Origin of the sequence: Flavobacterium sp. GCM10023249 (assembly GCF_042653365.1) — a bacterium.
Lineage (GTDB): Bacteria > Bacteroidota > Bacteroidia > Flavobacteriales > Flavobacteriaceae > Flavobacterium.
The window spans coordinates 442525-468087 of record NZ_JBHSHZ010000012.1 but is presented as its reverse complement, the minus strand read 5'-3'; the positions used below and the strand labels follow the sequence as shown (position 1 = coordinate 468087).

The window sequence follows — 25563 nt, the reverse complement described above, 5'->3', positions numbered from 1 at the left end:
AGAACCTTACTCCTCTCTTTTGTTCTTTCTGATTAATAGCTAAATGTAGAAAATGTAAACTTAAGGCGGTTAAACAAGTGATATTGGCTCTTTTAACTCCTGTCAACGACATACCCCAATCAAAACCTCAGTACCTTAGATTCTCAGAACCTCAATCCTTCAATTAAATAATAGGTTCATCCATATCAAAGTAATATCAAAGTAATATCAAAGTAGTATCAAAGTAATATCAAAGTAGTATCAAAGTAATATCAAAGTAATATCAAAGTAATATCAAAGTAATATCAAAGTAGTAGTAGAGTATTAAATTATTAGAGGATTTGACTTCTTAGCTATTGAAGTGCTCAGGTTAAAAAACTTTTAAGATTTCAGGAGGAGAAACTTACAAATGAAAACACAAGTGAACGTCAAGCACAATCAAAAAAAACCGCAGTACCACAGAACCTCAATGCCTTCAAATAATTAACTTAAAGAGCTACTTATAACTCATAATTTATAATTCATAACTCAAAAAAAACCGTATTTTTGAAAACTTGATATTTTACTAACGGCTATTGCCTTTTGTCCTAATAATTAGATAGATGTACTTAATTTTCGATACAGAAACCACCGGTTTACCCCGCAGTTGGTCGGCTCCTATTACCGATACCGATAACTGGCCTCGTTGTATTCAGATTGCTTGGCAACTCCACGACGAAATGGGAAATCTAATCGAACATCAGGATTATCTGGTCAAACCGGAAGGGTTCAATATCCCTTACGATGCCGAGCGTATTCACGGTATTTCAACCGAACTCGCTATGGAACAAGGTATCGCTCTAGGTGAAGTACTCGAAAAATTCAATATCGCTTTATCCAAAGCCAAATATATCGTCGGCCAAAACGTAGGCTTCGACGTCAATATCATGGGGTGTGAATTCCATCGAATGAATGTAGGTTCCGATATGGTCAAAATGCCGGTATTGGATACTTGTACCGAAACGACTGCCGATTTATTAAAATTACCCGGTGGGCGTGGAGGTCGCTACAAATTGCCTACACTAACCGAATTGCACCAATTCCTTTTTGGACAACCCTTCGCAGAAGCGCACAACGCAACTGCCGACGTGGAGGCTACCACCCGATGTTTCTTGGAATTGATCAAACGTGAGGTATTCACCAAAGAAGAACTGGACGTTAAGGAAGATTATTACGATAAGTTCCGTGAAAGTAATCCACAGGAAATTCAGCTTATCGGATTGAAACACATCAATCTGAAAGCCGCTTCCGATGAGATTAGAAAACGACTGAAACAGACTCAACAAGAAGTAGTCGATACACCGGTATCCCAAGAGAGTATAAAGGATTTGGAGCATGCGCGCTTTGCACATCTCCACAATCATACACAGTTTTCTGTCTTGCAATCCACTATCGCTATACCGAATCTAGTGGCAGCAACGGTCAAGAATAAAATGACGGCCGTAGCCATGACCGATACCGGAAATATGATGGGAGCATTCCACTTTGTTAGTGCGGTGCTCAATCATAATAAGGCAGCCAAAGCAAAGAATGATGAAGCAATAGCCAATGGAGAAGAACCTACTGAAGTGGAGGTAAAACCTATCGTGGGTTGCGAATTCAATATCTGTCTCAATCATAAAGACAAAACACAAAAAGACAACGGATACCAAGTGGTGTTCCTGGCTAAGAATAAAAAGGGTTACCACAACTTGGCTAAAATGTCTTCCATCGCATATACCGAGGGTTTCTATTATGTGCCAAGGATCGACCGTTCCGTTATCGAAAAGTACAAGGAAGATATCATCGTCTTGTCAGGAAATCTCTATGGAGAAATCCCATCTAAGATTTTAAATATAGGGGAAAACCAAGCGGAAGAAGCTTTGGTATGGTGGAAGGAGCAGTTCGGTGCCGATTTCTATATCGAACTCATGCGCCATAACCAAGAAGACGAAAACAGGGTGAACCAAACCTTGATTAGTTTCGCAAGAAAGCATGATGTCAAACTGATTGCTACCAACAATACGTACTATGTGGCTAAGGAAGATGCCAACGCGCACGATATCTTGTTGTGTGTGAAGGATGGGGAGAAGCAGGCTACGCCTATAGGTCGTGGTCGTGGCTATCGCTATGGCTTACCCAATCAGGAGTACTATTTCAAGTCGGAAGCGGAAATGAAAAAGCTTTTCGCTGATTTACCCGAAGCAATTATCAATATTCAGGAAATTATCGATAAAACCGAAGCCTACTCGCTCTACCGCGATGTATTGCTTCCTAAATTCGGTATCCCGGAAGAATTCATGGTGCCTGAAGATGCTGAAGATGGAGGTGTACGAGGTGAGAATGCTTACTTACGTCACTTGACCATGAAAGGTGCCGAAAGAAGATACGGTGAAATCACACCCGAAATTCAGGAACGTCTAGACTTTGAGCTATTGACGATTTCGAATTCAGGGTATCCAGGGTATTTCTTGATTGTACAGGATTTCATTGCCGAAGCTCGTAATATGGATGTTTCGGTGGGGCCGGGTCGTGGATCGGCTGCAGGTTCTGCAGTAGCCTACTGTCTCGGAATTACCAATATCGACCCCATCAAGTACGATCTCCTTTTTGAGCGTTTCTTAAATCCTGACCGTGTATCCATGCCCGATATCGATATCGACTTCGATGACGAAGGACGTGGTCGTGTAATGGAGTATGTAATCAATAAATACGGAGCCAATCAGGTAGCGCAAATTATTACGTATGGTAAAATGGCTACCAAATCAGCTATCCGTGATACCGCTCGTGTATTGGACTTGCCATTATTCGAAGCGGACAGAATCGCTAAGCTAATTCCGGGAATGATGCCCTCCAAATGGAACCTGGCGCGTTTCCTTTCTGAAAAAGAAGAAGATGTCAAAAAAGCACTTCGATCAGATGAATTCGATAGGGTAAAGGAGTTAATCGCCATCGCAAATGAAGGGGAACTTTCAGGAGAAACCATTCAACAGGCCAAAGTGTTGGAAGGGTCTTTGCGTAATACCGGTATCCATGCCTGTGGGGTAATTATTACTCCCGATGATATTACCAATTTCGTTCCGGTAACGACCGCTAAAGATTCGGATTTGTATGTAACACAATTCGATAACTCGGTGGCAGAAAGCGCCGGATTACTTAAAATGGACTTCTTGGGTCTGAAGACCCTGACATTAATAAAAGATACGGTCAAATTGGTAAAGTACCGTCTCGGGATCGAATTGGATCCGGATACATTCCCTATTGATGATCAAAAAACCTATGAGTTGTTCCAGCGAGGTGAAACTGTAGGTATTTTCCAATACGAATCACCCGGAATGCAAAAATATATGAAGGAACTGAAGCCTACGGTCTTCGGTGACTTAATTGCCATGAATGCACTTTACCGCCCGGGACCATTAGAATATATTCCTTCCTTTGTCCGCCGTAAAAATGGGGAAGAGGAGATTACTTACGATTTGGATGCTTGTGAAGAGTATTTATCAGAAACCTATGGAATTACAGTATACCAGGAGCAGGTAATGCTTTTGTCCCAAAAACTAGCGAATTTCTCGAAAGGAGATGCCGACGTACTTCGTAAAGCAATGGGTAAGAAGCAGAAGGATGTCCTGGATAAGATGAAGTCGAAGTTCATCGATCAAGCGGTGGCCAATGGTCATGATGAAAAGAAGTTGGATAAGATTTGGACCGACTGGGAAGCCTTCGCGAGTTATGCCTTCAATAAGTCGCACTCGACTTGTTACGCCTGGATTGCCTACCAAACAGCCTATTTGAAAGCGCATTATCCCGCCGAATATATGGCGGCGGTTCTTTCCAATAACATGAACGATATCAAACAAGTGTCGTTCTTTATGGAGGAATGTAAACGTATGGGACTGGAAGTATTAGGCCCGGATGTCAATGAATCGTTTTATAAGTTCACCGTAAATGAGAACTATGCAGTGCGCTTTGGTATGGGAGCAATCAAGGGAGTTGGTGAAGGAGCGGTAAATACTATCGTAGAATGCCGTAAAGATGGGAAATACAAATCCATTTTTGATCTAGCTAAGCGTATTGATCTTAGGGCTGCTAATAAAAAAGCGTTTGAAAACTTAGCCTTGGCAGGCGGCTTCGATGGGTTTACCAATACGCACCGCGCACAGTATTTCCACCACGATGGGGATAATATTACGTTCTTGGAAAAGGCCATTCGCTATGGGTCTAAATCTCAGGAGAATGAAAACTCTTCTCAGGTAAGTTTGTTTGGTGAAGCTTCTGACGTACAGATTCCGGAACCCACAGTGCCACCTTGTGAAGAATGGCATACCATGGAAAAACTGGCTCGTGAAAAAGAAGTAGTAGGAATTTATATTTCAGGACATCCTCTCGATGATTACCGCTTCGAAATGAAGTACTTCTGTAACGTGAAGTTGGATCAGCTGAAAAATCTAGAACCGTTTGTAACAAAAAACCTGACGTTTGGAGGTATTGTTAGTAATGTACAACACCGAACCGCTAAAAACGGAAAAGGTTGGGCCACATTCAATCTGGAAGGATATGATGAAAGTTTTGAATTCAGAATATTCGATGAAGAATACTTGAAATTTCGTCACTTTTTACTCCAAAATCAATTCGTTTTCTTCAAGATCAATGTCAAAGAAGGATGGGTGAATAGAGAAACAGGAAAAAAATCAGACCCAAGAATACAGTTTTTGGAAGCAAAAATGTTAGCCGATGTTTTGCCTACCTATGCCAAAAAGATGATCATACAGTTCTCTATTCATGAGTTAAGGGAAACATTGGTGAAGGAGCTTCACGAATTGTTTATCATGAACCCTGGAGATCACCAAATTACTTTCGAAGTCATCGAATTGGAAAGAATTAAAAAAGAAATGCAATTGGTCTCTATGCCGGAAACTGTCGAAGCGAATGACGATGTCTCTACCGAAGACACCGAAGTAGAAATCGATATTCCGGAAGAAAAAGAAGAAATTGTAATTAAAAATATGCTCTCAATGCCCAGCCGTAAGATAAAAGTGAAGATTACTTCCGAGCTTTTACAGGCTTTAGAAAAAATGCAAATAAATTTTAAAATAAATTAGTTTTTTAATTATTAATGTTTATATGAGCGCATAATAAATTTGTGGAATGGCTTGATATTATTAATTTTGCGGGCTTACAAAAACAAAAACCCCAAATTAAGTAATCATGTTTAAAAAAGTAGTTTTTGCCATATTTATGGCTTCCACTGTTACTGCGGTAGCACAAACAACAGATACTACAGTGTCTGCAAATGACAAAAAAGGATTGTATTTCAAAGTAGGAGGTTCTTACTTTATGCAAACAGCCGCAACAGAATTCCCAATCGTTTCTGGACAATTACCAAACACAGATATTTATGCTGCTGATGGTACAACTTTAATTTCAAGAGAAACTAACCATGGATCTTTCGGAGAAGGTTTCCGTGCTAGTGCAACTACAGGATATCGTTTTACAGAGCGTTTAGGTGTTGAAATGGGAATTAATTATTTCCGCGGAAACAACAAAACAATGGTACACACTATCCACAGATTAGTAGCAGCAGGACCAACTTTTGTAGACGGTACAGCTGTAGGTAGAATTAAAGCATTGGATTTTTCTCCCGCTTTGGTTTTATTCTTAGGTGAATCAAGTGGTTTTGAATCGTACACAAAAGTAGGTGTAATCGTACCAGTTTATGGTGATTTGACTATCGAAACTAATCGTACCTACACAAACAACTCTGGTGCTGTATTGACTAAGACTTATACAAAAGATGTTGTAAAACCAAATCCAACTGTTGGATTCATGTCGGCTATTGGTACATCGTACAAATTGACTAGCAAATTAGCTGCATTTGCTGAAGTAGAATACCGTAACTTCACAGTTAGTGGTAAATCAAAAGAAACTGAAGTGTACACAGAAAATGGTGTTGACAGATTAAACACTTCAACAACCTTCAGACCGGATGCTTCTTACTCTGCAAAGCATGTAAACTATGTTGAGAAATTAACATCTACGTCAAATAGTAAAGTAACAAATGCTTCTGGTTTTGATAGCAACAAAGCAACTGACGATATCAGTTCTTATGTTGGAATCAGTGGGTTAGGATTGACTTTAGGTTTAAAATACACTCTATAATTCGAAATTTAGAATAGTATAAAAGGAGCTCATTGAGCTCCTTTTTTATAATGTAATAGTGATGATTGTTCCAGATTCAGGATGCGTGGTTACTTTTAATTCTGCATGAATAGTTTTGGCCAAATCTCGGATAAGATGCAATCCCAAACCAGATGAAATTCCAGAAATGGTTGTTTCGTCATATAACGCTCTAAATTGATCTTTGCTGCTTCCCGGGCCATTGTCCTTTATGGTCAAGACAGTTTTGTTTTTCTCAGAATACGCACTCCATTCAATGATTGGATTTTCGGTTTTTTCTAACGCTTTTATTGCGTTTCCGGTGAGATTACGAAGGATAGTTTTTAAATAATTCTCATCCGTAAATAATTCGATCTTCTCCGGATTTTTATAAACAATAGTAATTGAGTCAAAATTAGAGAAGTGCTTTTCTGTATCTGAAAACAAAGAATCCACGCTTATTTTTTGAGGTTGAGGTTCGAAATTTTCCATCTGACTCTTACTCCATAATAATAAATCTTCCATAGATGATAACAGATTTTCGGCTCCTTCTGTGGTTTTTTGCTTTAGTCTCTTTTCACTTTCCTCATCCAATAGTTCCGGATGGTTTTCCTGTAAATACAAAAAATGGATTAAATTGGCTACCGGACCTCTCAAGTCGTGGTTGATTATGCTAAAAAAACGAGCCTTAGTTTTATTGGCTTGGTCCAATTCTGTATTTAAGATTTGTAATTTTTTATTGGTGTGTTTTCGGATTAAATTTTGACGGTACAATAAACCAGCAATGGTTAAGAGAAGAACAATGCCTAATCCTAAATAAATTTGATTTTTTCGTGTGGTTTGTATTTGCAGGTTTTTCACTTGGTTTTCGGCAGAAAGTAAATTTATTTTTTCCTGCTTGGTTCTGTTTTGAAATTGTGCTTCGGCATTCGCTATAGTTTGCTTTGCAGATTCATTCAGCATTCTTTCAGAAGTCTCTGCATAAATCTTGTGGTAAAGTAAAGCCTTTCTCCAGTCGCCCAATTGTGCATAACTTTCCGATAATAATTGGTTAATGATAATAAAAGAATTTTTGTCAAACTCATATGCGTGTGTGGATGCAAGTTGTAAAATCGCAATGGCTTTTTCATATTGTTTTTCCTTGAAAAGCAACTTACCTTGCGTGATTTGTGCTTCCATTAGAATTTCAGCATCATTGGATTTTTTGGCAAAGAGAATGGCTTTTTTAGCAAATGGAACAGCTATTGTGTAATTGTTTTTGCTTATGAAATATTCTGCCATATATCGATTTGCCGAACTTACACTAATATGAAGGGAATCTTCTTTTGAAACAAGTTGGTAAATGGCGTTGTAATACTTAGTAATACTGTCTTGGTTTTGTTTTCCAGTATAACACTTAATATAATCATTATATAAAAATGCCAATGCATTTGGTGATCCTTTCATATAAGGTCTGGCATAGTTGGAATATTCTATACCCTTATCGTATTGTTTCATTTTGATATACGCCTGACCAATCTGTGAATATGAAATGCCAATGTTTACGGTGTTGCTGGCGTCTTCTTTTGGGAATTTCTTTCGGTATTCGATGGCTTTGAGTTTGTATCCGATAAAAGGCTCAATTTCGGACTTGTCAAGATAATACTCTCCTAAACTTCCATTAAGAATGCCTTGTGTATACACGCTTTTAGTGGTGTCTAATACGTTTTTGATGTATTCTATTAGCCGTTCTCTTTTATGAAACTGTTTGGTAGAATAATACAAGTAATTCAAGCGCATAATTGCTAGGGTTTCCTCTTTAAGATGCTGATTTTTTTGAGCATAACGCCATGAAGCTTCAAAATACGGAATCGCTTTTTCGTACTGGTTATTATCATATTCATAACCGTAGGCCTTGTAAAAGTTAAAACGTGCAAGTAAGTAGGTATCATTGTTAGACAACTGAATCCCTTTATTAGCTATAGTAATAAGGTTCTTATAATTGTTGTCATTCTTGACTTTTTCGCATTCGGTAAGTAAACCTATAGCTATAGTGTTTCGGGATTGACCGAAAAATAGTAACGGATATAGGAGTAAAATCAAACCGATTTTTCTCATGCAATCAAACTTAAATTGTCTTTAAAACTCCTGCCTACTGGTATGGAAATATTATTGTTCAATTCAATTTCCTGAGTGCCAATTTTTTTAACATATTGTTTTTGTACGGCAAAACTTCGATGAATTCTAACAAACGACTGAAAATGATTTTCTTTCAATAAAGTTCCAATACTTGAAAGTACACAGTGTTTTTTTTGGTTGGTTACTACCAAAGTGTAATCTTTAAGAGCTTCTAAATATAATATGTCATGAAGCTTCACTTTGGTTTGCTCATGTCCTTCCTTTATATAAATGGTATCACCACCAATGCTGGATTCAAATAATTCAGCTTTTTGTTTGATTTCTAAAAATTCCTCAATTCTCGTAACAGTATTTTTAAAACGTTCGGTTTTTAATGGCTTAATAATAAAATCCAATGTTTCATAATCAAAACTTTCCAAAGCATGTTCCGGATGTGCCGTAATAAATACACAAACAGGAATCTGAGCAGCTTTTTGTCTGATTTCAAATCCGCTGGTTTCTGGCATGTCAATATCCAAGAATAAAACCTCAATTTTTTCTTTTTCGATTACTCTCAGTGCCTCTTCGGCATTGTCAAACGCCCCAATTAAATTGAATTGAGGAAATTTCTTGACGTTTGAAATGGTCATCAGTCTGTCAATCTCATCGTCATCAACAATGATGCAGTTTATTTGCTTCATAATGATAGTTCTTGCCTAAATATAAAAAAAACGAAGTTGCAAAATGTCGTTCGTCTATTTTTAATGTCGTTCGTATATCGGTGTTTTTTTTGATAGAAATACCGACGCAAATTTGGCTTAAAATTTTGTTAAAAACAATTGGTAAGTCTTTTAAACACTGATAATTATAAAATTTGTATTTCATCGACTTTATTTGCTTTTTATCGATTTTTCAGCATAAAAACAAACAAACAAACTATGAAAAGGATAAGATGGATAATGGTTATGGTTTTGCTTTTAACCAGTGGAATAGTACCAAAATTATTTTCACAGGATCTGGAAACAATATCGGATGAAAAACCACTAGAAATTTCTGGAACATTATCTGCTTTTGGTTCCTATTATAATGTTAATGGTATTGATCCGCGTCGTAAAGATTTTTCCTGGTATTTTACGGGAAACCCAATTTTGAAATTGTATGGGATTGAAATTCCATTTTCATTAACCGTTAGCGAGCAAGAACGTTCTTTTCGTCAGCCATTCAACCAATTTTGCATTAGTCCAAGTTACAAATGGGCCAAAGTGCATCTAGGATATACGAATTTGACTTGGTCTCCTTTTTCCTGGGCAGGGCAGACAACTATGGGAGTAGGTATCGAGCTTAACCCAGGAAAATTCCGTTTTGGAGCATTGTATGGAAGACTCAATAGAGCCGTTGAAGAGGATTTGACTTCTCCTGAAGCAATTACACCTGCCTACAAAAGGATGGGATACGCTATGAGAGTGGGCTATGGTACAGAAACGAGTCATGTGGATGTGATAGTGCTAAAAGGGAAAGACGATGAAAATTCACTAAATACAGTTCCAACACAAACCGAGGTTCTAGCGGGTGAAAATGTGGTAGCGGCGGTTTCTTCTAAAATGAAATTTACAGATCATTTATTTTGGGATGTTGACGTCGCTTCGAGTGTATATACCAGAGATGTAAATGCGGCTGGTTTTACTATGGATGAAAATTCAGTGGTAGAGAAATTCAAATCACTGATGACAATAAATACCTCTTCTCAATGGTATAATGCTTATCAAACAGAAGTACGATATGAAGAAAAGACGTATAAAATTAAAGCGAAATACCGTCGTGTTGAGCCTGATTTCCAAAGCATGGGTGCCTATTATTTTCAAACAGATATTGAGAACATTACATTGGAACCTTCAGTTTATCTCTTGAAAAATAAATTAAAAATTGCAAGTAGTGTGGGTCAGCAGAGAGATAATTTAATGGATAAAAAATCGTATACCACAAAACGGTTTATTGGTAATATAGGCGTAGACTGGACTATTTCACAAAAATTCGGGTTCAATGCCATGTATGCCAATTATTCCGGAGAACAAGGTAAAGGATTAAAAATCCCCAATCAAGCTACTCAACAATCGTATGTTTCCCAAAATATGGTGCTAATGCCGAGATTGACTTTCGTTAAAGAAAAACTGACACACTTTCATGCTTTAATGCTAAACAAGCAATGGATGACAGATAGAAATCCGAATACGGCTTCATTAACAGAATATCAGGTGGATAATTTGAATTATAACAGCAATTTTATTTTTAACAAGTCTGGATTTATGATTGGAGTTAATTACTTGCTTTCCGTCTTTACTTCGGATTTGAATACCAATCGTTTGAATGGAGTGGGATTGAATTTTGGCAAACCTTTTTTGCAAAATAAAATGAATTTGAGTCTTACCGCGAATGGCACGCAGCAAAAATTAAACGGAGAGAACTTTGCAGATATCTTAAATGTAACGTTACAGAATACGTATAATTTTAACCAACACCACGGACTCACTTTAAGAGGGACATATCTTGAGAATAAAGCGAAAAGCGGAACCGGTATTTCGTTCAATGAATACAATATAGATTTAGGGTATACCTATACATTTTAATACTTGGGGATTATGAGAAATACATTTAAATTTTTAAACTTCATTTTGTTGTTTCTGACGCATTTGGCTTGGTCACAAACACCAACTGTAAATGTTACGGTTCAGGTTCTGCCTCCGTATTCTACGTATTTACCAGATTACATAAACAGTTCGAACAAGGTAATGCTTACATTGATGTCTTACACTAATGCGAATGTGAAATTAAAAGCAACTATAACTGGTGATAATGGTATTACTGTGGCAACTTCGGATAGTTACAGGCCTTCAACACCATTGCAATTAACAGCTTATCAGTCAAAAATGCTGACTGGCTTGGATTTGCGGAATTACCTCGAATTCAATTCGGTGACTGTAAGTGGAATTAGTAAAAGTGAATTGTTTCGAGGGACAGGCATACCCGAAGGTAATTATACTTTGTGTATCCAAGTTTTAGATTACAATACCGGCGCTGCATTAAGTAGTCCGGAACCATTAGGCTGTAGTAATTCGTTTAATATTGAACAAATTACGCCACCGCAATTGATTACGCCTAGATGTGACGAACCAATTATAGCGGGTACTATCCAAAATGTTATTTTTTCGTGGCTACCCTCGGCAGGCGCACCAGCTGGAAGTCAGTACAAACTAAAAATAGTAGAATTAATTCCTGCTACTCGTAATCCGAATGAAGCCATGAATAGTGCAACGACTCCGGCTTTTTTTGAAACGACTACAAGTGCGTATTCATTTGTTTATGGGCCATCTCATCCACAATTGCGTAAAGGGAGAAAATATGCATGGCGTGTTACTTTATTGCCAGCTGGTGTAAGGGGAGGAACTCCATTGAATACACAGAATAAAGGAAATAGCGAGGTGTGTAGTTTTGATTACAAAGGGAATGAGGCAGTTGTAGTTGCGCAAAACCAAAATACCAACTTCGGATTAAAACCAGTGTATCCAATCAACCATCAAGCGGTAAGTAGTGGTCATGGTTTTGATTTTTCGTGGACGCCTTCAAAAAACCCAAATGTAAAATCGTACCAAGTGCAAACCACAGATCAGATCAATGATAAGAAAACCATCAAGGAATGGAGTGACGTGTCAGAAGATTTATTTGCCGATCAATACAATTATTATCCACTAGATGCTCAAATGAACCTTAGTGTAAAAATGGATGGTAAATGGGCAGCTAAAAAAGGGAAAAATGCGTGGCGTGTTGTGGGCTTAGATGCAAATAAAAAAGTAATTGAAAAAAGTGTGATTGAAACCTTTGAAATTACGGATGCGCCTTTAACAGACCGAATAAAATTAATCTCACCAATCAACGGTAAACAAATCTCCGGAGGAGAGAATATGACGTATGCTTGGACAGCATCCAAAAACAAAACCGTACAACATTATATTATCCAATGGAAATACATCAAAAATAAAAATGAGGTTAGCGAGAAACTGTTCTCGAATACAGATTTTAATGGTTCAATCGGTCCCTTCAAAGAAACAAGTTTCAGTTTTAAAACACAGGTAGATCAGCAAAAGAATTTAATGGCTTGGCGTGTTTTAGGAATTATGAATGGAATGATGGTAGATAGTAGTCTTCCTGATTATGTAGAATTTGTTGAAGACAATTCAGAACTAGCAAATTTGAAAAGTTTGATGATGAATGGCTATGGTATTCAAATCACTAAAATAAATGATAAAAAGCAGGACTCGTTTGCCGGTCAAGGAAAAATACTGCTTTGGGAAGGTGGAAAAGAAGTAACTTGTTGGTTCAAAGATTTAAAGATTCGTCCGATTGCTTATTTCCCGAAATTGAAAACCTATCAATGGGCAGTAGTTGAAGGAACTATTGAAATGAACACCAAAGGAATGTTCCCCAATAATCGTATCGAATTAAGTACGAATAAAGACTGTGAAGGTGCTTTTCAATTGGCTTTGAATAGTATTAAAATGACGGCTAAGTTGGAAGGAGCAATGGATGCCGAAAATAAACTGTTTAAAGTAACTAAAGATTCTGGAAAAACCGAAGGAAAAGTCTCTATGAAATGGTTTTCCAACTGGTTTATCTGGCAACAAGGATCATCAAGTACCAATGAACAGTATGAGTTTGAAACAAATGCCGACGGAACTTTAGCAATGAGCTTTGCCAATAAGTTTGATGGTACAGTGGTGCTAAAAAGCAAAAGCATGCAAAATCTTGAGAATTCAGGAATTGGTGTTGATTTTGATCCGGCGGACGGAATTAAAGTGAATGTTAAAAAGTTAGAAGCATCCACGCTATTAAGTGGAAAAGTTAAAGTGCCAAAAGCGTTCCCTACGAGTATGATTGATAACAATTTTGCAGTTTTGAATATTCCTTTTAAAGAACAGAAAAATTTGAACTTCCGTTACGAATTTGATACTCCGTTAAAGTGGAAAATCAACCAAGACGGCTCTGTTAATGCGAAAGTAACAGAAACGTATGTACACCTTTCCGATGATGGTCGTATCGAATCTAAATTTGAATCCTACAGTAACGGTTTGAACTTTGATAAGTTTGGTGTGGAAGTGAATCTGCCCAAAAAACAAGGAGCAACTAAACAATCGGTTTTGAACCTTTCATTTGATAAAGTACATAATAAAGGGAAAGGTTACACGACAAATACCAAACCCGGAGTTGAAACAAAAAACACAGTAGATATCGCCGGGTTTACGTCAAAATTGAATAAGTCTTCATTTATGATCAATAATAATAAATTAATCTATCTGAACGTAGAAGGAAAATTGTTTGCTCCGTTTGTTAATGATTGGGCCGGTTTGATGATTAATGTAGATGATAAAAAAATTCAGGAAATTAATTTAAGTTTTGATTACAATAAAAAATATTATCTGTCTAAAACGGATTCCGGGAGCTACGCCTATATAACCCTCTGGTCAGGAAGACTAGAAAGCGATGCTATTGTGGTTTCTCCTAATTTGACCATTAAAAACTCAGAAAATAAAGGTTTAGAGACCAATAATATGTCAATGTGTGATTTGTTTATCGATGCATCGGGTGCGGTTTCTTACAATAGTAATTTTGCCGATAATTCTGAATCGATGTGCGAAGGAACTAAAAAATGGGCAAACTACTATCGCTTTAGTTTTGGAATCGATAAAATGAAAATAAAGCGCAATAGCGTTAAAACCGATGCTCAATTTTTGTTTTCAGGCGATTTGATTTTGGGTGAAAAAATAGGAACTACGAGTAAAAAGGAAATGGGCTTTGTGTACCACGGAACACATGTTTCACCACAAATGATTGATGTTACGGCCGAATACAATGCCAATCCAAATTATTCTAGTCCGGTTAGTCCGAGCTTTAAAGGTGATACAGTGCCTAAAGGAATTTTGAAAGGCCCAAGCGCAGAGAATGATCATTATGTATCTACTTTGGAAAATACAATTGAAATTGCAGATGATGGAAAAGCAGTTAACGGTGGTTATGAAGACGGTGCACAGAAATTTGGTGGCGGATTTAAAATCAAAACGAATGATCCAGTTTGGGGGAATTATTTTGAATTAGGTGGCTATTATGAAGCCAAACAACCAGATGCAAAACAGTTGGAAGCAAAGATGGTTTTAGGTAAAACATTGGCGAGTGAAGGAAGATATACGTATTGGTTCTTCGAATTCAAACAAAAAGGATTTGTACAAATACCAATTGTCCCTGGTATTTTAGAAGCACATGGTTTTGGCGGTAAAACCTACTACCATATTCAACCTACATATAATAATATGGGCCAAATTACGAAGATGGTGCCTAATAAGCAGTATTCCTTAGGGATTGCCGCCGAAGCCGATGTCCGTACTGCCTATGATCAAGGGGCTACATTACATGGTCATGTTCAAATTGTGACACAGTTTAAAGGATGGAGCATTGATGGAATCGATTATTTTGTAAAAGGGGATGCCATTGCTCAAAATAGTAATAGTGCAGGATTGCTTCAGGCTCGATTGAATGGTAAACTGAACTGGATTGATAAATACCTAGATGGTAAAGGGCAAATTTGGGGAGGCATTAAAGATATAGTGTGTATTAATGAAGGAGCTGCAAATGAGGATGCTATTAGTTTTCATTTCGGAGCGGATGATTTTTATCTTAATGTAGGAAGTCAGGAAGCTCCAATTACTGCCGAAGTATTGTGTGGAAGTGGGTTTTCTACAGGTGTATGGTTGAATTTCGATACAAAACGGGTGGCTTTAGGATTCAATAACCATTATGATTCGGGTTGGAAAGGGTTGGATTTAGGTATCGCTTCAGCTCAAGGACGTTTAATTTCCGATTTGGGTGCGTCTTTAAATGTAGCTTATTCTCCATTCCAAGCAACGGGTTCGGCTTGGTTTAATGGTAGCGCCCACGGAAAAGGTTGTGTCGATTTTTGGGCATTTGATGGCTGTATTAGTGGAGGCTGTAGCGTTTCAGCGAATTTGACAGTCTCGATGCCTAATCCGGTAGTTTTTGACGGTAGTGTGGTTTGTGACGTTCACCGATGGATACCTAACTTTACGTTACACGCTAGATGGTCATCCAACGGAGGATTTAGCATTAGTCTATAATAGATTTTAATATTTAAGAAAATGAAAAAGAGATATATATTCAGCGTTGTATTTTTGTTGTCTTGCGTAATGAATGCGCAGGAATACAAATTGTTTGGTGCGTCCGAAAACAATGCAGTAAAGTTGAAATGGATGACCAAAAACCTGAAAGGGAATACGGGGTTTGATATTTTCAGAAGTGAATCCAATGGCTCGTGGCAAAAACTGAACAATAACCCGATCGTGCCTTCGGTAATCATTACGGAAGCAGAATTGAAATCGTCTAAAAATCAGTTTCCCAACGATAAATCGTACGAGTTTTACATCAAATCGAAAAACTCTAAAGAAACGAATCCGAACAAAAAGGGTTATGAAGCTTACCAATTGTCATTGGCTGCCATTTTTGACAGTCAAGTGGCCAAACATCTAGGTTTGTTTTTTGAGGATAATTCTGCAATTGCTCAAAAAAAATACAATTACAAGATAGTTGAGAGTTCAACCGGTAAAGAAATCGCGGTTTTAAACGGATTGGTAGCTGGTGAAATCTCATCTGCACCTGAGAATTTCAAAGGTTTACAAGAAAAACAAAATGTAAAATTAACTTGGAAAAACAATGAGGATTTTATGGGTTGTAACGTATATCGGAACGGTGTTAAAATCAATTCGGAACCTGTAATGGCGAACTTGGAAAAATCAGGATATCAAATTGGTTATGTTGATGCCAACTTGAAAGAAGGAAGTTATACTTACGCAGTAAAAGGGATTACATTTTTGAATACCGAAAGTAAGGCTTCAGCTGAAATTAAAATTGAAGTGAAAGATGCTACACCGCCTGCTGTAGTGAAAGGTTTTAAAGCGGAACGTAAAAATGATGAAGTGCTTTTAACTTGGTTGGCTTCTCCAGCAAAAGAGGTTATTGGTTATAATGTTTTAAAAAGTAACGACAAAGGAAAAACTTTTGCTAAAATCAATGCGTCATTAATTTCTGATGCGAAGTATGTCGAAAAATTGGAAAAAGAAGCATTCGGAACTTTTTACTATAAAATTGAAGCGGTTGATCCATCGAATAATGCTAGCAGGTCGATGCCGGCAAGTGTTTTTGTACCGGATCATTCCGCACCAGAAACACCTAAGGAAGTAATGTCAAAATCAGATCCGGGTAAAATAACATTGTCTTGGCGTGCCAATGATGAAAAAGATTTAGCAGGTTATCGTATTTATCGCGGTTTAAAAGATGATGATGAAAATGAAATGTTACTTCTGAATGTTACACCTCAAAGTGAAACAAATTTTGTGGATACATTCAATGAAAAAGCAGGAACTAAATTTATTTACAAGGTTACAGCAATCGACAAATCATTCAACGAAAGTCCACAAGCAGCTATTTGGGTGCAGTTACCTGATGTGGTCCCGCCTCAAGCGCCTTTTTTAAGAGAAGCAAATTTGGAAAACGGTCAAGTGAATTTAAAATGGGATGAAGTTCGTACGGATGCTATTTTAGGATACGATGTGTATCAGATATATGAAGGTAGAGAGACAAAATTAAACGATCAGCCAGTACGTGCAGTGTCATTTAGTAGTGAGTTAAAAGTAAAAGGTCAGCTGGAATATTATATTAAAGCGGTAGATTCTGCTAAATTGGTTTCAAAACCTTCTAATAAAATGGCCATTGCAACAGCTGAAAGACGTGCGGAAACAATTCGTCTGACAGCTTCACAAGAAATGACTTCTAAAAAGGTGCAATTGAAAGTAGACGGTATTGATCCGAAGGATGTTCAGGAAGCCAAATTGTTCAAGCGCTCTGGAGAATCCGGATTTGTGAGAGTTCCATTTGTAGTTTCGGAACGTGCCTTCACGGATGAAAAAACCGAGCAAGGTATCATCTATGAATATTTTGTAGAAATCATTACGGTAGATGACATCCGTATTAAATCGGAAAAAATCAGCTTCAATAATTCATAATGTTTTAATTTATAGAACTATCAATAAAACTGATTTTCAATTGGCTTGGATTTAGAAATAAAATTCTATTTTTGTCCTACAATTAATAAAAAAAATAAGATGGCACAAGCAATAACAGATGCTACTTTTGATGAAGTAGTATTACAATCAAGTAAACCGGTATTAGTAGATTTTTGGGCAGCATGGTGTGGTCCTTGTCGTATGTTAGGTCCAATCATTGAAGAAATTTCTTCTGAGTATGATGGTAAAGCTGTGGTTGGTAAAGTAGATGTAGATGCAAACCAAGAATTTGCAGCTAAATATGGTGTAAGAAACATCCCTACGGTATTGATTTTTCAAAATGGTGAAGTAGTTGGTCGTCAAGTTGGGGTTGCTCAAAAAGACACTTACACGAAAGCTATTGATGCATTGTTATAATCTAACATTAAATGTAATATAAAAAAGCCTGACTATGTCAGGCTTTTTTATTATCCATGATAGACTCTCGATGCTATGATTTTTCCATCGCGAACTTCTAATACTTCGGCAACAAGCATGTCTTCTTCTCCTTCCACTTGGCGTACATATTCCATAAAAATTCGATCTGTATTGGCGGTCAAAGAAGTTACTTTATAGTTTAAACTTGGTAGTCTGTCAAAGGCATCTTGCCACCAATTTCGCATCGCTTCTTTTCCAATAATTAATCCTTGGGTTTCCGGTTGGCGTATTTTTAGTTTCGGACTGAAATGCTGCGCTTCATCGTCATAAAGAGCTAATAGTTTTTCGAGTTGTTTGGCATTAAAAGCATCAAACCACTTGTAGGCAATCGATTGTAAATTTTCTGAGTTCATTAATTTTAATTTGTTTTTCAAAGATAAGGAATGCTCCAAAAAATAATGATTTTATCTAATTTATAAGTTGATGGTCGGTATTTTTAGTGAAATAATTTGATATTAAATAAATTAGGGTGCTAATTAAAATTTGAACAGTGAGAAAAATAATTTATCTGTGGTTTTTACTGCATTTGGTTGAGGCTTTTTCACAAGAATCTGTGAATGCTTCTGGAAGAGATATTTCAGGATCCAATGGTAATGTGAGTTATTCTGTCGGTCAGGTCACTTATTCTTCTTATACCGGTTCTGGTATGGTTAATGAAGGAATACAACTTCCTTTTGAGATTATCACGTTGAATGTTAATGATGCTTCGGTAAATAAAGAAGTTGAGTTGTTTCCTAATCCGACAGCTTATGGTGTCAATCTTAGAATCAATTCGCTGTTAACTGAAGAATTGCAGTTTGTTCTTTATGATATGAATGGAAGAATGTTGAAAGAAGGTACGGTCGCTCAACGGGAGATTTATTTTCCAATGGAACATCTGTCAGCATCTATTTATTTTCTGAAAGTGAAAAACTCGAATAAAGAATTGAAAACGTTTAAAATTATTAAGAATCAATAAATTAATAGGTATGGGGAAATTTAAACTTTTACTTGTGCTTTTTTTGTTATTCCTGAATACAATAGCTAGTGCTCAGGTTCCTAAAAAAATTAGCTATCAGGCTGTTATCCGAAACAGTAGTAATGCCTTGGTAGTCAACAGTGCAGTAGGAATGCAAATCAGTATTCTTCAAACATCAATTGCTGGAACGGTTGTTTATTCAGAAATACATTCGCTGATGACCAATACGAATGGAGTGGTTTCCTTAGAGATTGGAAGCGGATCACCGGTACTAGGAAGTTTTTCGGCAATTAATTGGGCAAACGGATCTTATTTTGTTAAAACTGAAACAGATCCAACTGGCGGTACGAACTATACTATAATCGGAGCAAGTCAATTGTTGTCGGTGCCTTATGCGCAATTGGCCGAAAATGTTATTAATCCTAAATTTTCGGCTTCCGCATCGGATTATAGTACCACTTTCTTGTCTAGAACCGCTAGAAATTTATGGCAAGATGATCCGGATATTGCTGTTGTAGTACCTGAATCGGGTAAATATTTCTTGTCTTTTTATGGGAATGCGTCGAATTCGAATGAAACTATCAGTGGAGTTGAGCCTGGATATGACAGTAATTGTTCTGTTCGAGTGTATAATAGTACTTCAGCAACTGAATTGGCTAATGCAGTAGCGATTGAGATCTATTTTGACATGTATGGATCACCACCTACATTGACATCGGCTAGAAAGTTTAATTATTTGCGCCCTTCAAAATCGGTAATTGTAAATTTGACGTCAGGAGATGTGTTGAAACTTCAATACAATCAGTTGTCTATTGGTAGTCCTATGCCTACGGGACAATGGTTTATTGGTAATGGTGGAATTTCGATTATGAAAATTGGAAATTAATAAACGTTTTATTCCATTGATCTTTTCAATATATTTGAAGTATGAAGATCGATACGCAAATACAGAAGATTTCGAGTTTCCAACATTTGGAGTTGTTGGCTAACCAAATCGTTGAAGGGTTTATTTCGGGAATGCACAAATCTCCTTTTCACGGGTTTTCTGCCGAGTTTGCTGAGCATAAAATTTATAATACAGGTGAAAGTACAAAGCATATCGATTGGAAATTGTTTGCTAAAACCGATAGGCTGTACACCAAGCGTTTTGAGGAAGAAACAAATTTACGGTGTCATCTGATTATTGATAATTCCTCTTCAATGCACTATCCAAAATTGGACGTTAATCAACTTTTTTATGAAAATAAAATAGGGTTTTCAGTGCTGGCTTCTGCCGTTTTGATGAATTTGTTGAAGAAACAAAGAGATGCGGTTGGATTAAGTATCTATTCCGATTCGTATGAATATTATGCACAGGAAAAAGGAAGTGATCGCCATCATCGAATGCTTCTTAATCAATTGGAACAAATCTTACAGTCTCCAAAAGAGCCAAAAAAAACGGATACTATTACGTATTTGCATCAGATTGCTGAAAAAATGCACAGACGTTCAATGATTGTGCTATTTACGGATATGTTTCAGGGAGAAGATGATGAAAGATTGTTTAAAGCACTACAACATCTAAAACATAACAAGCATAAAGTGGTTTTGTTCCATGTAATTGATAAAAAAACAGAGTTCGGTTTCAATTTTGACAATACACCACGCAAATTTATCGATCTTGAAACAGGTGAGCAGGTGAATCTTTTTGCCGAAAATGTCAAAACAGAATATGAAAAAGTAGTTAAAAAGTATTTCGATCAAGTGGCTAATACCTGTGCAATGTATAAAATTAAGTATGTTCCGGTTTCAGTTGATGAGAAATTTGAAAAAATTCTAACAACCTATTTGGCTGAAAAACAAAAGTTTGGATAGTTTTTTTGAAAATATTTTAATTTTTTTTTAAAAATTTCTTGCGAAAAAGAAAAACGGTTGTATATTTGCAACCGCAATAAAGCACTGGTTTGGTAGTTCAGTTGGTTAGAATACATGCCTGTCACGCATGGGGTCGCGGGTTCGAGTCCCGTCCAGACCGCCAGTAAAGAGGAAGCTCCGTTAAAAACGGAGCTTTTTTGCCCTCTTAAGATATTTAAGATTAGTTGTGTTGTTTAGTTCCGAGTAAAATCGGAATGGTTTAGTAGTTAGACCAATGAAAAGCTTTCCATTTGATTGGAGGGCTTTTTTATTTTTATGTCGGTTCATGTTTTACGTTTATATTATTTATTCTGTATCGAAAGATGTTTATTATAAGGGTTTTACCTCAGACTTAGAGGCTAGACTTATTAAACATAATCTAGGGGAGAGCAATTATACATCATCCACAAATGATTGGGAACTTGTTTATTCTATGACTTTTGAAACTAAAACAGAAGCTTTGAAAGAGGAAAAAAGATTGAAGAAACTTAACCGTTTATCAATTGATAGACTTGTAAAGAGATAAATCAATCGGAATGGTTTAGTAGTCTCGTCATCAGACGAGATGAAAAGCTTTCCATTTGATTGGAGGGCTTTTTTATTTTTATGTCGGTTCATGTTTTACGTTTATATTATTTATTCTGTATCGAAAGATGTTTATTATAAGGGTTTTACCTCAGACTTAGAGGCTAGACTTATTAAACATAATTTAGGGGAGAGCAATTATACATCATCCACAAATGATTGGGAACTTGTTTATTCTATGGCTTTTTGGAACTAAAACAGAAGCTTTGAAAGAGGAGAAAAGATTGAAGAAACTTAACCGTTTATCAATTGATAGACTTGTAAAGAGATAAATCAATCGGAATGGTTTAGTAGTCTCGTCATCAGACGAGATGAAAAGCTTTCCATTTGATTGGAGGGCTTTTTTATTTTTAGCTCAGTTCCTTGCTTAATTTGTGTGTTTTTTCTTGAATCCAAACGTATTTATTATGAGCGTTTTATGAAATTAATAGAAGAAAAACTGAAGTTCAGAGCATAAAAGACTTGCGAAAAAGAAAAACGGTTGTATATTTGCAACCGCAATAAAGCACTGGTTTGGTAGTTCAGTTGGTTAGAATACATGCCTGTCACGCATGGGGTCGCGGGTTCGAGTCCCGTCCAGACCGCCAGTAAAGAAAGCCTTTCGATGAGAAAGGCTTTTTCTTTTCCTAGAACTCCTAGTTAGAAAATAGGTCTGTTATCTCTTTTATAGAGAAGTAGGGTTCGAGTCCTTTCGTTTCCAAAATGAGACCAGTAAAAAGTAGCTCCGTTTTCGGGGCTTTTTTATTGTATAAAATTCACCCAAAACGGGTGAGTCCAGTATAAGTTAGTTTTTTTAGTTTTGAAACATAAACAATTAAAAACCAAAGCATATGAATTTTTCAGATTTTAAAAAGATAAACCAGGACTTGCATCTTACTAGTAAAGAGTTAAGATTGGTTACAGGTGGTGATAACGGACTAGTGGCTGCTTATACAGGCTGGAATTTGTCATTGGTTACGGTTCATCCACAGCAAACTAATACAAATGATTTAGGTGCGGCTGCTATGTTAAGCGATAGTCAGGTGTCCTTTACTGTTACTGGTACTTCAAGTGGTCTTGTTGCTCATGACACTGCTCATTTAGTAGGTACAAAAGGAACGACAAATCCATAATAAAAAAACCCTTCGTAAAGAAGGGTTTTTTTATTGTTTTTTTATTTTAAAAATTGTTGTCTATAATCCCAAACGACATAAATAAAGGTGCCAAGAAAGGCAATGCAAACTACAAATTTGATAAAAGTTGAGGCTAGAAATCCAATGAATGATCCTGTGGCAGCTTTTAGGGCTTGACTTCGTTCTTGTTTTCCATAGTAATATTCTCCAACAAATGCACCAACAAATGGACCGATGATAAATCCGAACGGAATTGGGGATAATATGCCAACAATGAGGCCAATATTGGTGCCCCAAACGCCATATTTGCTTCCTCCAAATTTTTTGGTTCCTTTTGCCGGAATCACATAGTCTAAAATGGTAATGACAATCGTTATGAAAAGTGTTATACCTAGTATCCAATAATTTGTTGGAATACTATCGGTCAAGTAAACGAGCAATAAACCCATCCAGCTTAAACCCGGCCCGGGCAATACTGGTAAAAAACTCCCGATTATACCTCCAACAACACAAACGAAGCCGATAAGCAACAATATTGTATCCATATTACTATTTTTAGTACTTTTGACCCTAAATATAAACAATTATCAAAATACCTGATTCGTTATCTCCAATGAAAAAAATTAGCTTGCTTATCATTTTGTTCTTTTTGGTTCTAGGCTGCCAGTATTTTGAAAAAAATGTTCCGAATAAGGAAGAATTACTGCAAAAGGAATTGAATAAAATCAATTGGGATGAAGTAGATGAATTCCCTTCAACAGTAGAATGTGATTCCATAACCGATAAATTGCAGCGCAAACAATGTTTTTTCGATTTTGTAGCTTCTCAGTTGCAACTGCAATTGAATAATGATACGATTAAATCTCTTTATCCGAAACAAGATACATTGAATGTTAAAGTAACGGTTATGCCAGATGCTCAGGTTCTGTTTCAATCTCATTTTGCAGTTGACAGTCTTTCTTTTGACAAAGTAAAAGCAGACAGTGTACTTCAGTCAAAGTTGATCGATTTTCCTGTAATGGAACCTGCAATTAAAAGAGGTGTAAAAGTGAAATCCGAATTCATCGTTCCGGTTGTTTTTAAATAAAACACGTTATTTTTTAAATGTCCTGCCTTTCCAGGAATAATTCCCAAAAAAAGAATAAATCACAACGGTTGTGCTAAAAAAGGGGTAAATCAAATTACTTAGTGCAAAATGACGAATTTGGGTCTTAAAAAAACAATTTGTTTTGACAAGCAGTAAGGCATCTACACCCAATTTAGCAGCAGCCATAAGCAGGAAGTAGGGATATTCTATAAGTCCTAAACACACTAAAATTAGGCTCAAAATCCAAAAAAGATTCATCATAAAAACCGAAAGTCCTAATTGCTTACTGTAGTTACCGGAATAATTAGCTGTTTTACCGGCCCAACGTACTCTCTGATAAAATAATCCTCGCCATGAAGTTTCGGGCTGAGTTTGTATTTGTGTTGCTTCCGATTTTAAAAAATGTACGTCTTTGGCATCTTTTGCAATGGCTTTCTGTAATAAGAAGACATCGTCTCCACTGGCAATAGTATCGTTACCATCAAAACCGTTGAGTGCTTCAAAAAAGGATTTGTTATAGCAAAAATTGGCGCCATTACACATAAATGCTTGTTGATTGCCAAAACTGCCGATCGTAGTTCCTTGCAAACTCAATAAATCCAATTGTTGAAAGGAATCAAGGATAGAGTTGCTGGCTTTGAAATATACGCCCGATGCTATCATTTTGGGTTCGTAATTCTGAATAAAAGAATCAAAACTTTTCAGCCAATCTTCACCTACTTCGCAATCGGCATCGGTTGTAATAATCCAATTATGGTTTGCTTTTTGTATTGCCGTGTTGATAGCGTCCTTCTTTGGCGAAGGAGTGGTTCGAATGGTGTCTAATACCAAGATTTGTAAGGGAAGATTTGGAATTTGAAATTGATCTTCTGAGGCGTCATTCACCAAAATAACTTCAAATAAATCTTTAGGATAATTTAAATTGGAAAGTGAGTTCAAAAGTTGGGGTAGGTTTTCTGCTTCATTTCGGAAAGGAACTATAATTGAAAAGCGATGCAATGGAGTTGTCGTTTTCGTAACAAATGATTTTACCTTAGCAAATCCATAGACGAGCCAGAGGATGTTCAGTGCATACCAAAAAACTATAATGAGGATTCCGATTTCCATTGTGACTTAAAAGTAAAAACAAAATAACTGCCTACAATAACCGGTAAAACGGTGTTCAAAAACCACATCAGCGTACTGATGAATACAACAATCCACTCGTTTACGCCTAATTTTCCAAAGAAAAACACAGCGACACTTCCTTTTACTGCAAAATCTATAAATTGAAAACTAGGTAATGAGGAAGCTAAGAAATAAACACTTGTAATGGCAGCCATCAATATTGGATAAGGTAATTGTACTCCTAATAATACAAATAAAAAATAGTACTGGTGTGAAAAAATAAGATAACGGATAATACCTAGAATACTATTTTTTTGGTGAATGTTTTTTGGAATCTTATTGATTTTGTGAATGAGTTTTTCTAACGAATAGCCTCGAATTGTAATCTTTTTTAAGAAAAACAAAACAGCCAAGGTTAAAAGAAAAATTCCGTAAATAAGTAAAACAGCTTTCGGAGTGATGATAGTGTAATTGGCATTGAAATACAATAGTCCAAAAGTTCCGAATACTACGGTTAATGCCATCTGTACGCCATTACAGATTAGGTTTAGAAAAATGATTTTTTTGGTATTTTCTTTTTCAAAAAATAAGGCTTTACCAGCGTATTCTCCTATTCCGTTAGGCGTAAAAAGGGCTAAGGTTAAAGCGCCTAAAACTTGTTTTGTAGATTCTCCTACTGATATTGGCCGAATCACGCCTGCCAGATTTTGCCATTTCAGAATTTCAACATAGCGATTGAAAAAACTGAAGAGTAAAACAATAAATATGGAAGTGAATGATGCTTTCTCGGCTACTATTCCTTGGAATTGATTCCAAGTAAATTGGTCTTCTGATGCCAAACGGTCATATATGAAATAAAAAGCACCTCCGACAATCAAAAGTTTGAGGAGAAGTATAAGGAATTGCTTAGTTTTGTGGTTCATGGATATCATTAAAGCAAAGTAACGAAACTTTGTACTGTAAACCGTATATCACTAA

Annotated in this window: 19 protein-coding genes and 2 tRNA genes; 15 read left to right on the top strand and 6 right to left on the bottom strand. The window is 36.6% G+C overall.

Features of this window, described 5'->3' with window-relative positions:
- The first annotated feature begins 581 nt into the window (after window positions 1-581).
- On the top strand, window positions 582-5096 hold the full coding sequence (dnaE, locus tag ACFO7M_RS12895) for a DNA polymerase III subunit alpha (RefSeq protein WP_379736043.1): 4515 nt from the start codon (window positions 582-584) through the stop codon (window positions 5094-5096).
- Window positions 5097-5202: 106 nt separating this feature from the next.
- Window positions 5203-6153: a hypothetical protein gene (locus ACFO7M_RS12890; RefSeq protein ID WP_379716980.1), complete on the top strand. Its 951-nt coding sequence runs from the start codon at window positions 5203-5205 to the stop codon at window positions 6151-6153.
- Window positions 6154-6198: 45 nt separating this feature from the next.
- Here ACFO7M_RS12890 and ACFO7M_RS12885 read toward each other — a convergent pair whose 3' ends face one another.
- Together ACFO7M_RS12885 and ACFO7M_RS12880 are read right to left on the bottom strand one after the other, a co-directional pair.
- On the bottom strand, window positions 6199-8247 hold the full coding sequence (locus ACFO7M_RS12885; RefSeq protein WP_379736041.1) for a tetratricopeptide repeat-containing sensor histidine kinase: 2049 nt from the start codon (window positions 8245-8247) through the stop codon (window positions 6199-6201).
- Window positions 8244-8948 (bottom strand): LytR/AlgR family response regulator transcription factor, encoded by a 705-nt coding sequence (locus ACFO7M_RS12880; RefSeq protein WP_379736039.1) that lies wholly within the window; start codon window positions 8946-8948, stop codon window positions 8244-8246. The genes ACFO7M_RS12885 and ACFO7M_RS12880 overlap by 4 nt, the downstream gene beginning before the upstream one ends.
- 237 nt (window positions 8949-9185) lie before the next feature.
- Between ACFO7M_RS12880 and ACFO7M_RS12875 the strand changes: the two genes are divergently transcribed.
- The 4 genes from ACFO7M_RS12875 (at window position 9186) to trxA (ending at window position 17783) form a co-directional block, all read left to right on the top strand.
- Entirely contained in the window at window positions 9186-10871 is a 1686-nt protein-coding gene (locus tag ACFO7M_RS12875; protein ID WP_379736037.1) for a hypothetical protein, read from the top strand.
- A gap of 12 nt (window positions 10872-10883) precedes the next feature.
- Entirely contained in the window at window positions 10884-15425 is a 4542-nt protein-coding gene (locus tag ACFO7M_RS12870) for a hypothetical protein (RefSeq protein ID WP_379736035.1), read from the top strand.
- Window positions 15426-15446: 21 nt separating this feature from the next.
- Complete coding sequence (locus ACFO7M_RS12865) at window positions 15447-17366, top strand: hypothetical protein (protein WP_379736034.1); 1920 nt, start codon at window positions 15447-15449, stop codon at window positions 17364-17366.
- Between the two features lie 99 nt (window positions 17367-17465).
- Window positions 17466-17783 (top strand): thioredoxin, encoded by a 318-nt coding sequence (gene trxA, locus ACFO7M_RS12860; protein ID WP_379716963.1) that lies wholly within the window; start codon window positions 17466-17468, stop codon window positions 17781-17783.
- A 50-nt stretch (window positions 17784-17833) separates the two neighbouring features.
- Here the strand turns inward: trxA and ACFO7M_RS12855 are convergent, their stop codons facing one another.
- The gene (locus ACFO7M_RS12855; RefSeq protein WP_379736032.1) at window positions 17834-18196 is read right to left on the bottom strand and encodes a nuclear transport factor 2 family protein; all 363 of its coding nucleotides are present in this window, start codon (window positions 18194-18196) and stop codon (window positions 17834-17836) included.
- 137 nt (window positions 18197-18333) lie between these two features.
- Here ACFO7M_RS12855 and ACFO7M_RS12850 point away from each other — a divergent pair, with 137 nt between their 5' ends.
- From ACFO7M_RS12850 to ACFO7M_RS12815, 8 genes are all read left to right on the top strand, one after another.
- A complete protein-coding gene (locus ACFO7M_RS12850; RefSeq protein ID WP_379736030.1) occupies window positions 18334-18801 on the top strand; it encodes a T9SS type A sorting domain-containing protein in 468 nt (155 codons plus the stop codon).
- A 10-nt stretch (window positions 18802-18811) separates the two neighbouring features.
- Window positions 18812-19687, top strand: a complete 876-nt coding sequence (locus tag ACFO7M_RS12845) for a hypothetical protein (protein WP_379736028.1) — start codon at window positions 18812-18814, stop codon at window positions 19685-19687.
- Between the two features lie 41 nt (window positions 19688-19728).
- The gene (locus tag ACFO7M_RS12840) at window positions 19729-20655 is read left to right on the top strand and encodes a DUF58 domain-containing protein (protein ID WP_379736026.1); all 927 of its coding nucleotides are present in this window, start codon (window positions 19729-19731) and stop codon (window positions 20653-20655) included.
- 86 nt (window positions 20656-20741) lie between these two features.
- Window positions 20742-20818: transfer RNA gene (locus ACFO7M_RS12835), tRNA-Asp, on the top strand.
- Between the two features lie 111 nt (window positions 20819-20929).
- Window positions 20930-21220, top strand: a complete 291-nt coding sequence (locus ACFO7M_RS12830) for a GIY-YIG nuclease family protein (protein ID WP_379736024.1) — start codon at window positions 20930-20932, stop codon at window positions 21218-21220.
- A 39-nt stretch (window positions 21221-21259) separates the two neighbouring features.
- Window positions 21260-21475 carry a GIY-YIG nuclease family protein gene (locus tag ACFO7M_RS12825; protein WP_379736022.1) on the top strand — a complete coding sequence of 72 codons (216 nt, stop codon included), beginning with the start codon at window positions 21260-21262 and terminating at the stop codon, window positions 21473-21475.
- Between the two features lie 314 nt (window positions 21476-21789).
- Window positions 21790-21866 (top strand) — tRNA-Asp (locus tag ACFO7M_RS12820).
- A 243-nt stretch (window positions 21867-22109) separates the two neighbouring features.
- A complete protein-coding gene (locus ACFO7M_RS12815) occupies window positions 22110-22391 on the top strand; it encodes a hypothetical protein (protein ID WP_379736020.1) in 282 nt (93 codons plus the stop codon).
- Between the two features lie 41 nt (window positions 22392-22432).
- On the opposite strand, the gene ACFO7M_RS12810 is transcribed toward ACFO7M_RS12815, so the two are convergent.
- Window positions 22433-22936 carry a DUF456 domain-containing protein gene (locus tag ACFO7M_RS12810; protein WP_379736018.1) on the bottom strand — a complete coding sequence of 168 codons (504 nt, stop codon included), beginning with the start codon at window positions 22934-22936 and terminating at the stop codon, window positions 22433-22435.
- A 68-nt stretch (window positions 22937-23004) separates the two neighbouring features.
- On the opposite strand from ACFO7M_RS12810, the gene ACFO7M_RS12805 reads away from it, so the two are divergent.
- A complete protein-coding gene (locus ACFO7M_RS12805) occupies window positions 23005-23478 on the top strand; it encodes a hypothetical protein (RefSeq protein WP_379736017.1) in 474 nt (157 codons plus the stop codon).
- A 6-nt stretch (window positions 23479-23484) separates the two neighbouring features.
- Here the strand turns inward: ACFO7M_RS12805 and ACFO7M_RS12800 are convergent, their stop codons facing one another.
- Together ACFO7M_RS12800 and ACFO7M_RS12795 are read right to left on the bottom strand one after the other, a co-directional pair.
- Window positions 23485-24585, bottom strand: a complete 1101-nt coding sequence (locus ACFO7M_RS12800) for a glycosyltransferase family 2 protein (RefSeq protein ID WP_379736015.1) — start codon at window positions 24583-24585, stop codon at window positions 23485-23487.
- Window positions 24561-25517 (bottom strand): hypothetical protein, encoded by a 957-nt coding sequence (locus tag ACFO7M_RS12795; RefSeq protein WP_379736013.1) that lies wholly within the window; start codon window positions 25515-25517, stop codon window positions 24561-24563. Before ACFO7M_RS12795 ends, ACFO7M_RS12800 begins: the two co-directional genes overlap by 25 nt.
- Window positions 25518-25563: the final 46 nt, after the last annotated feature.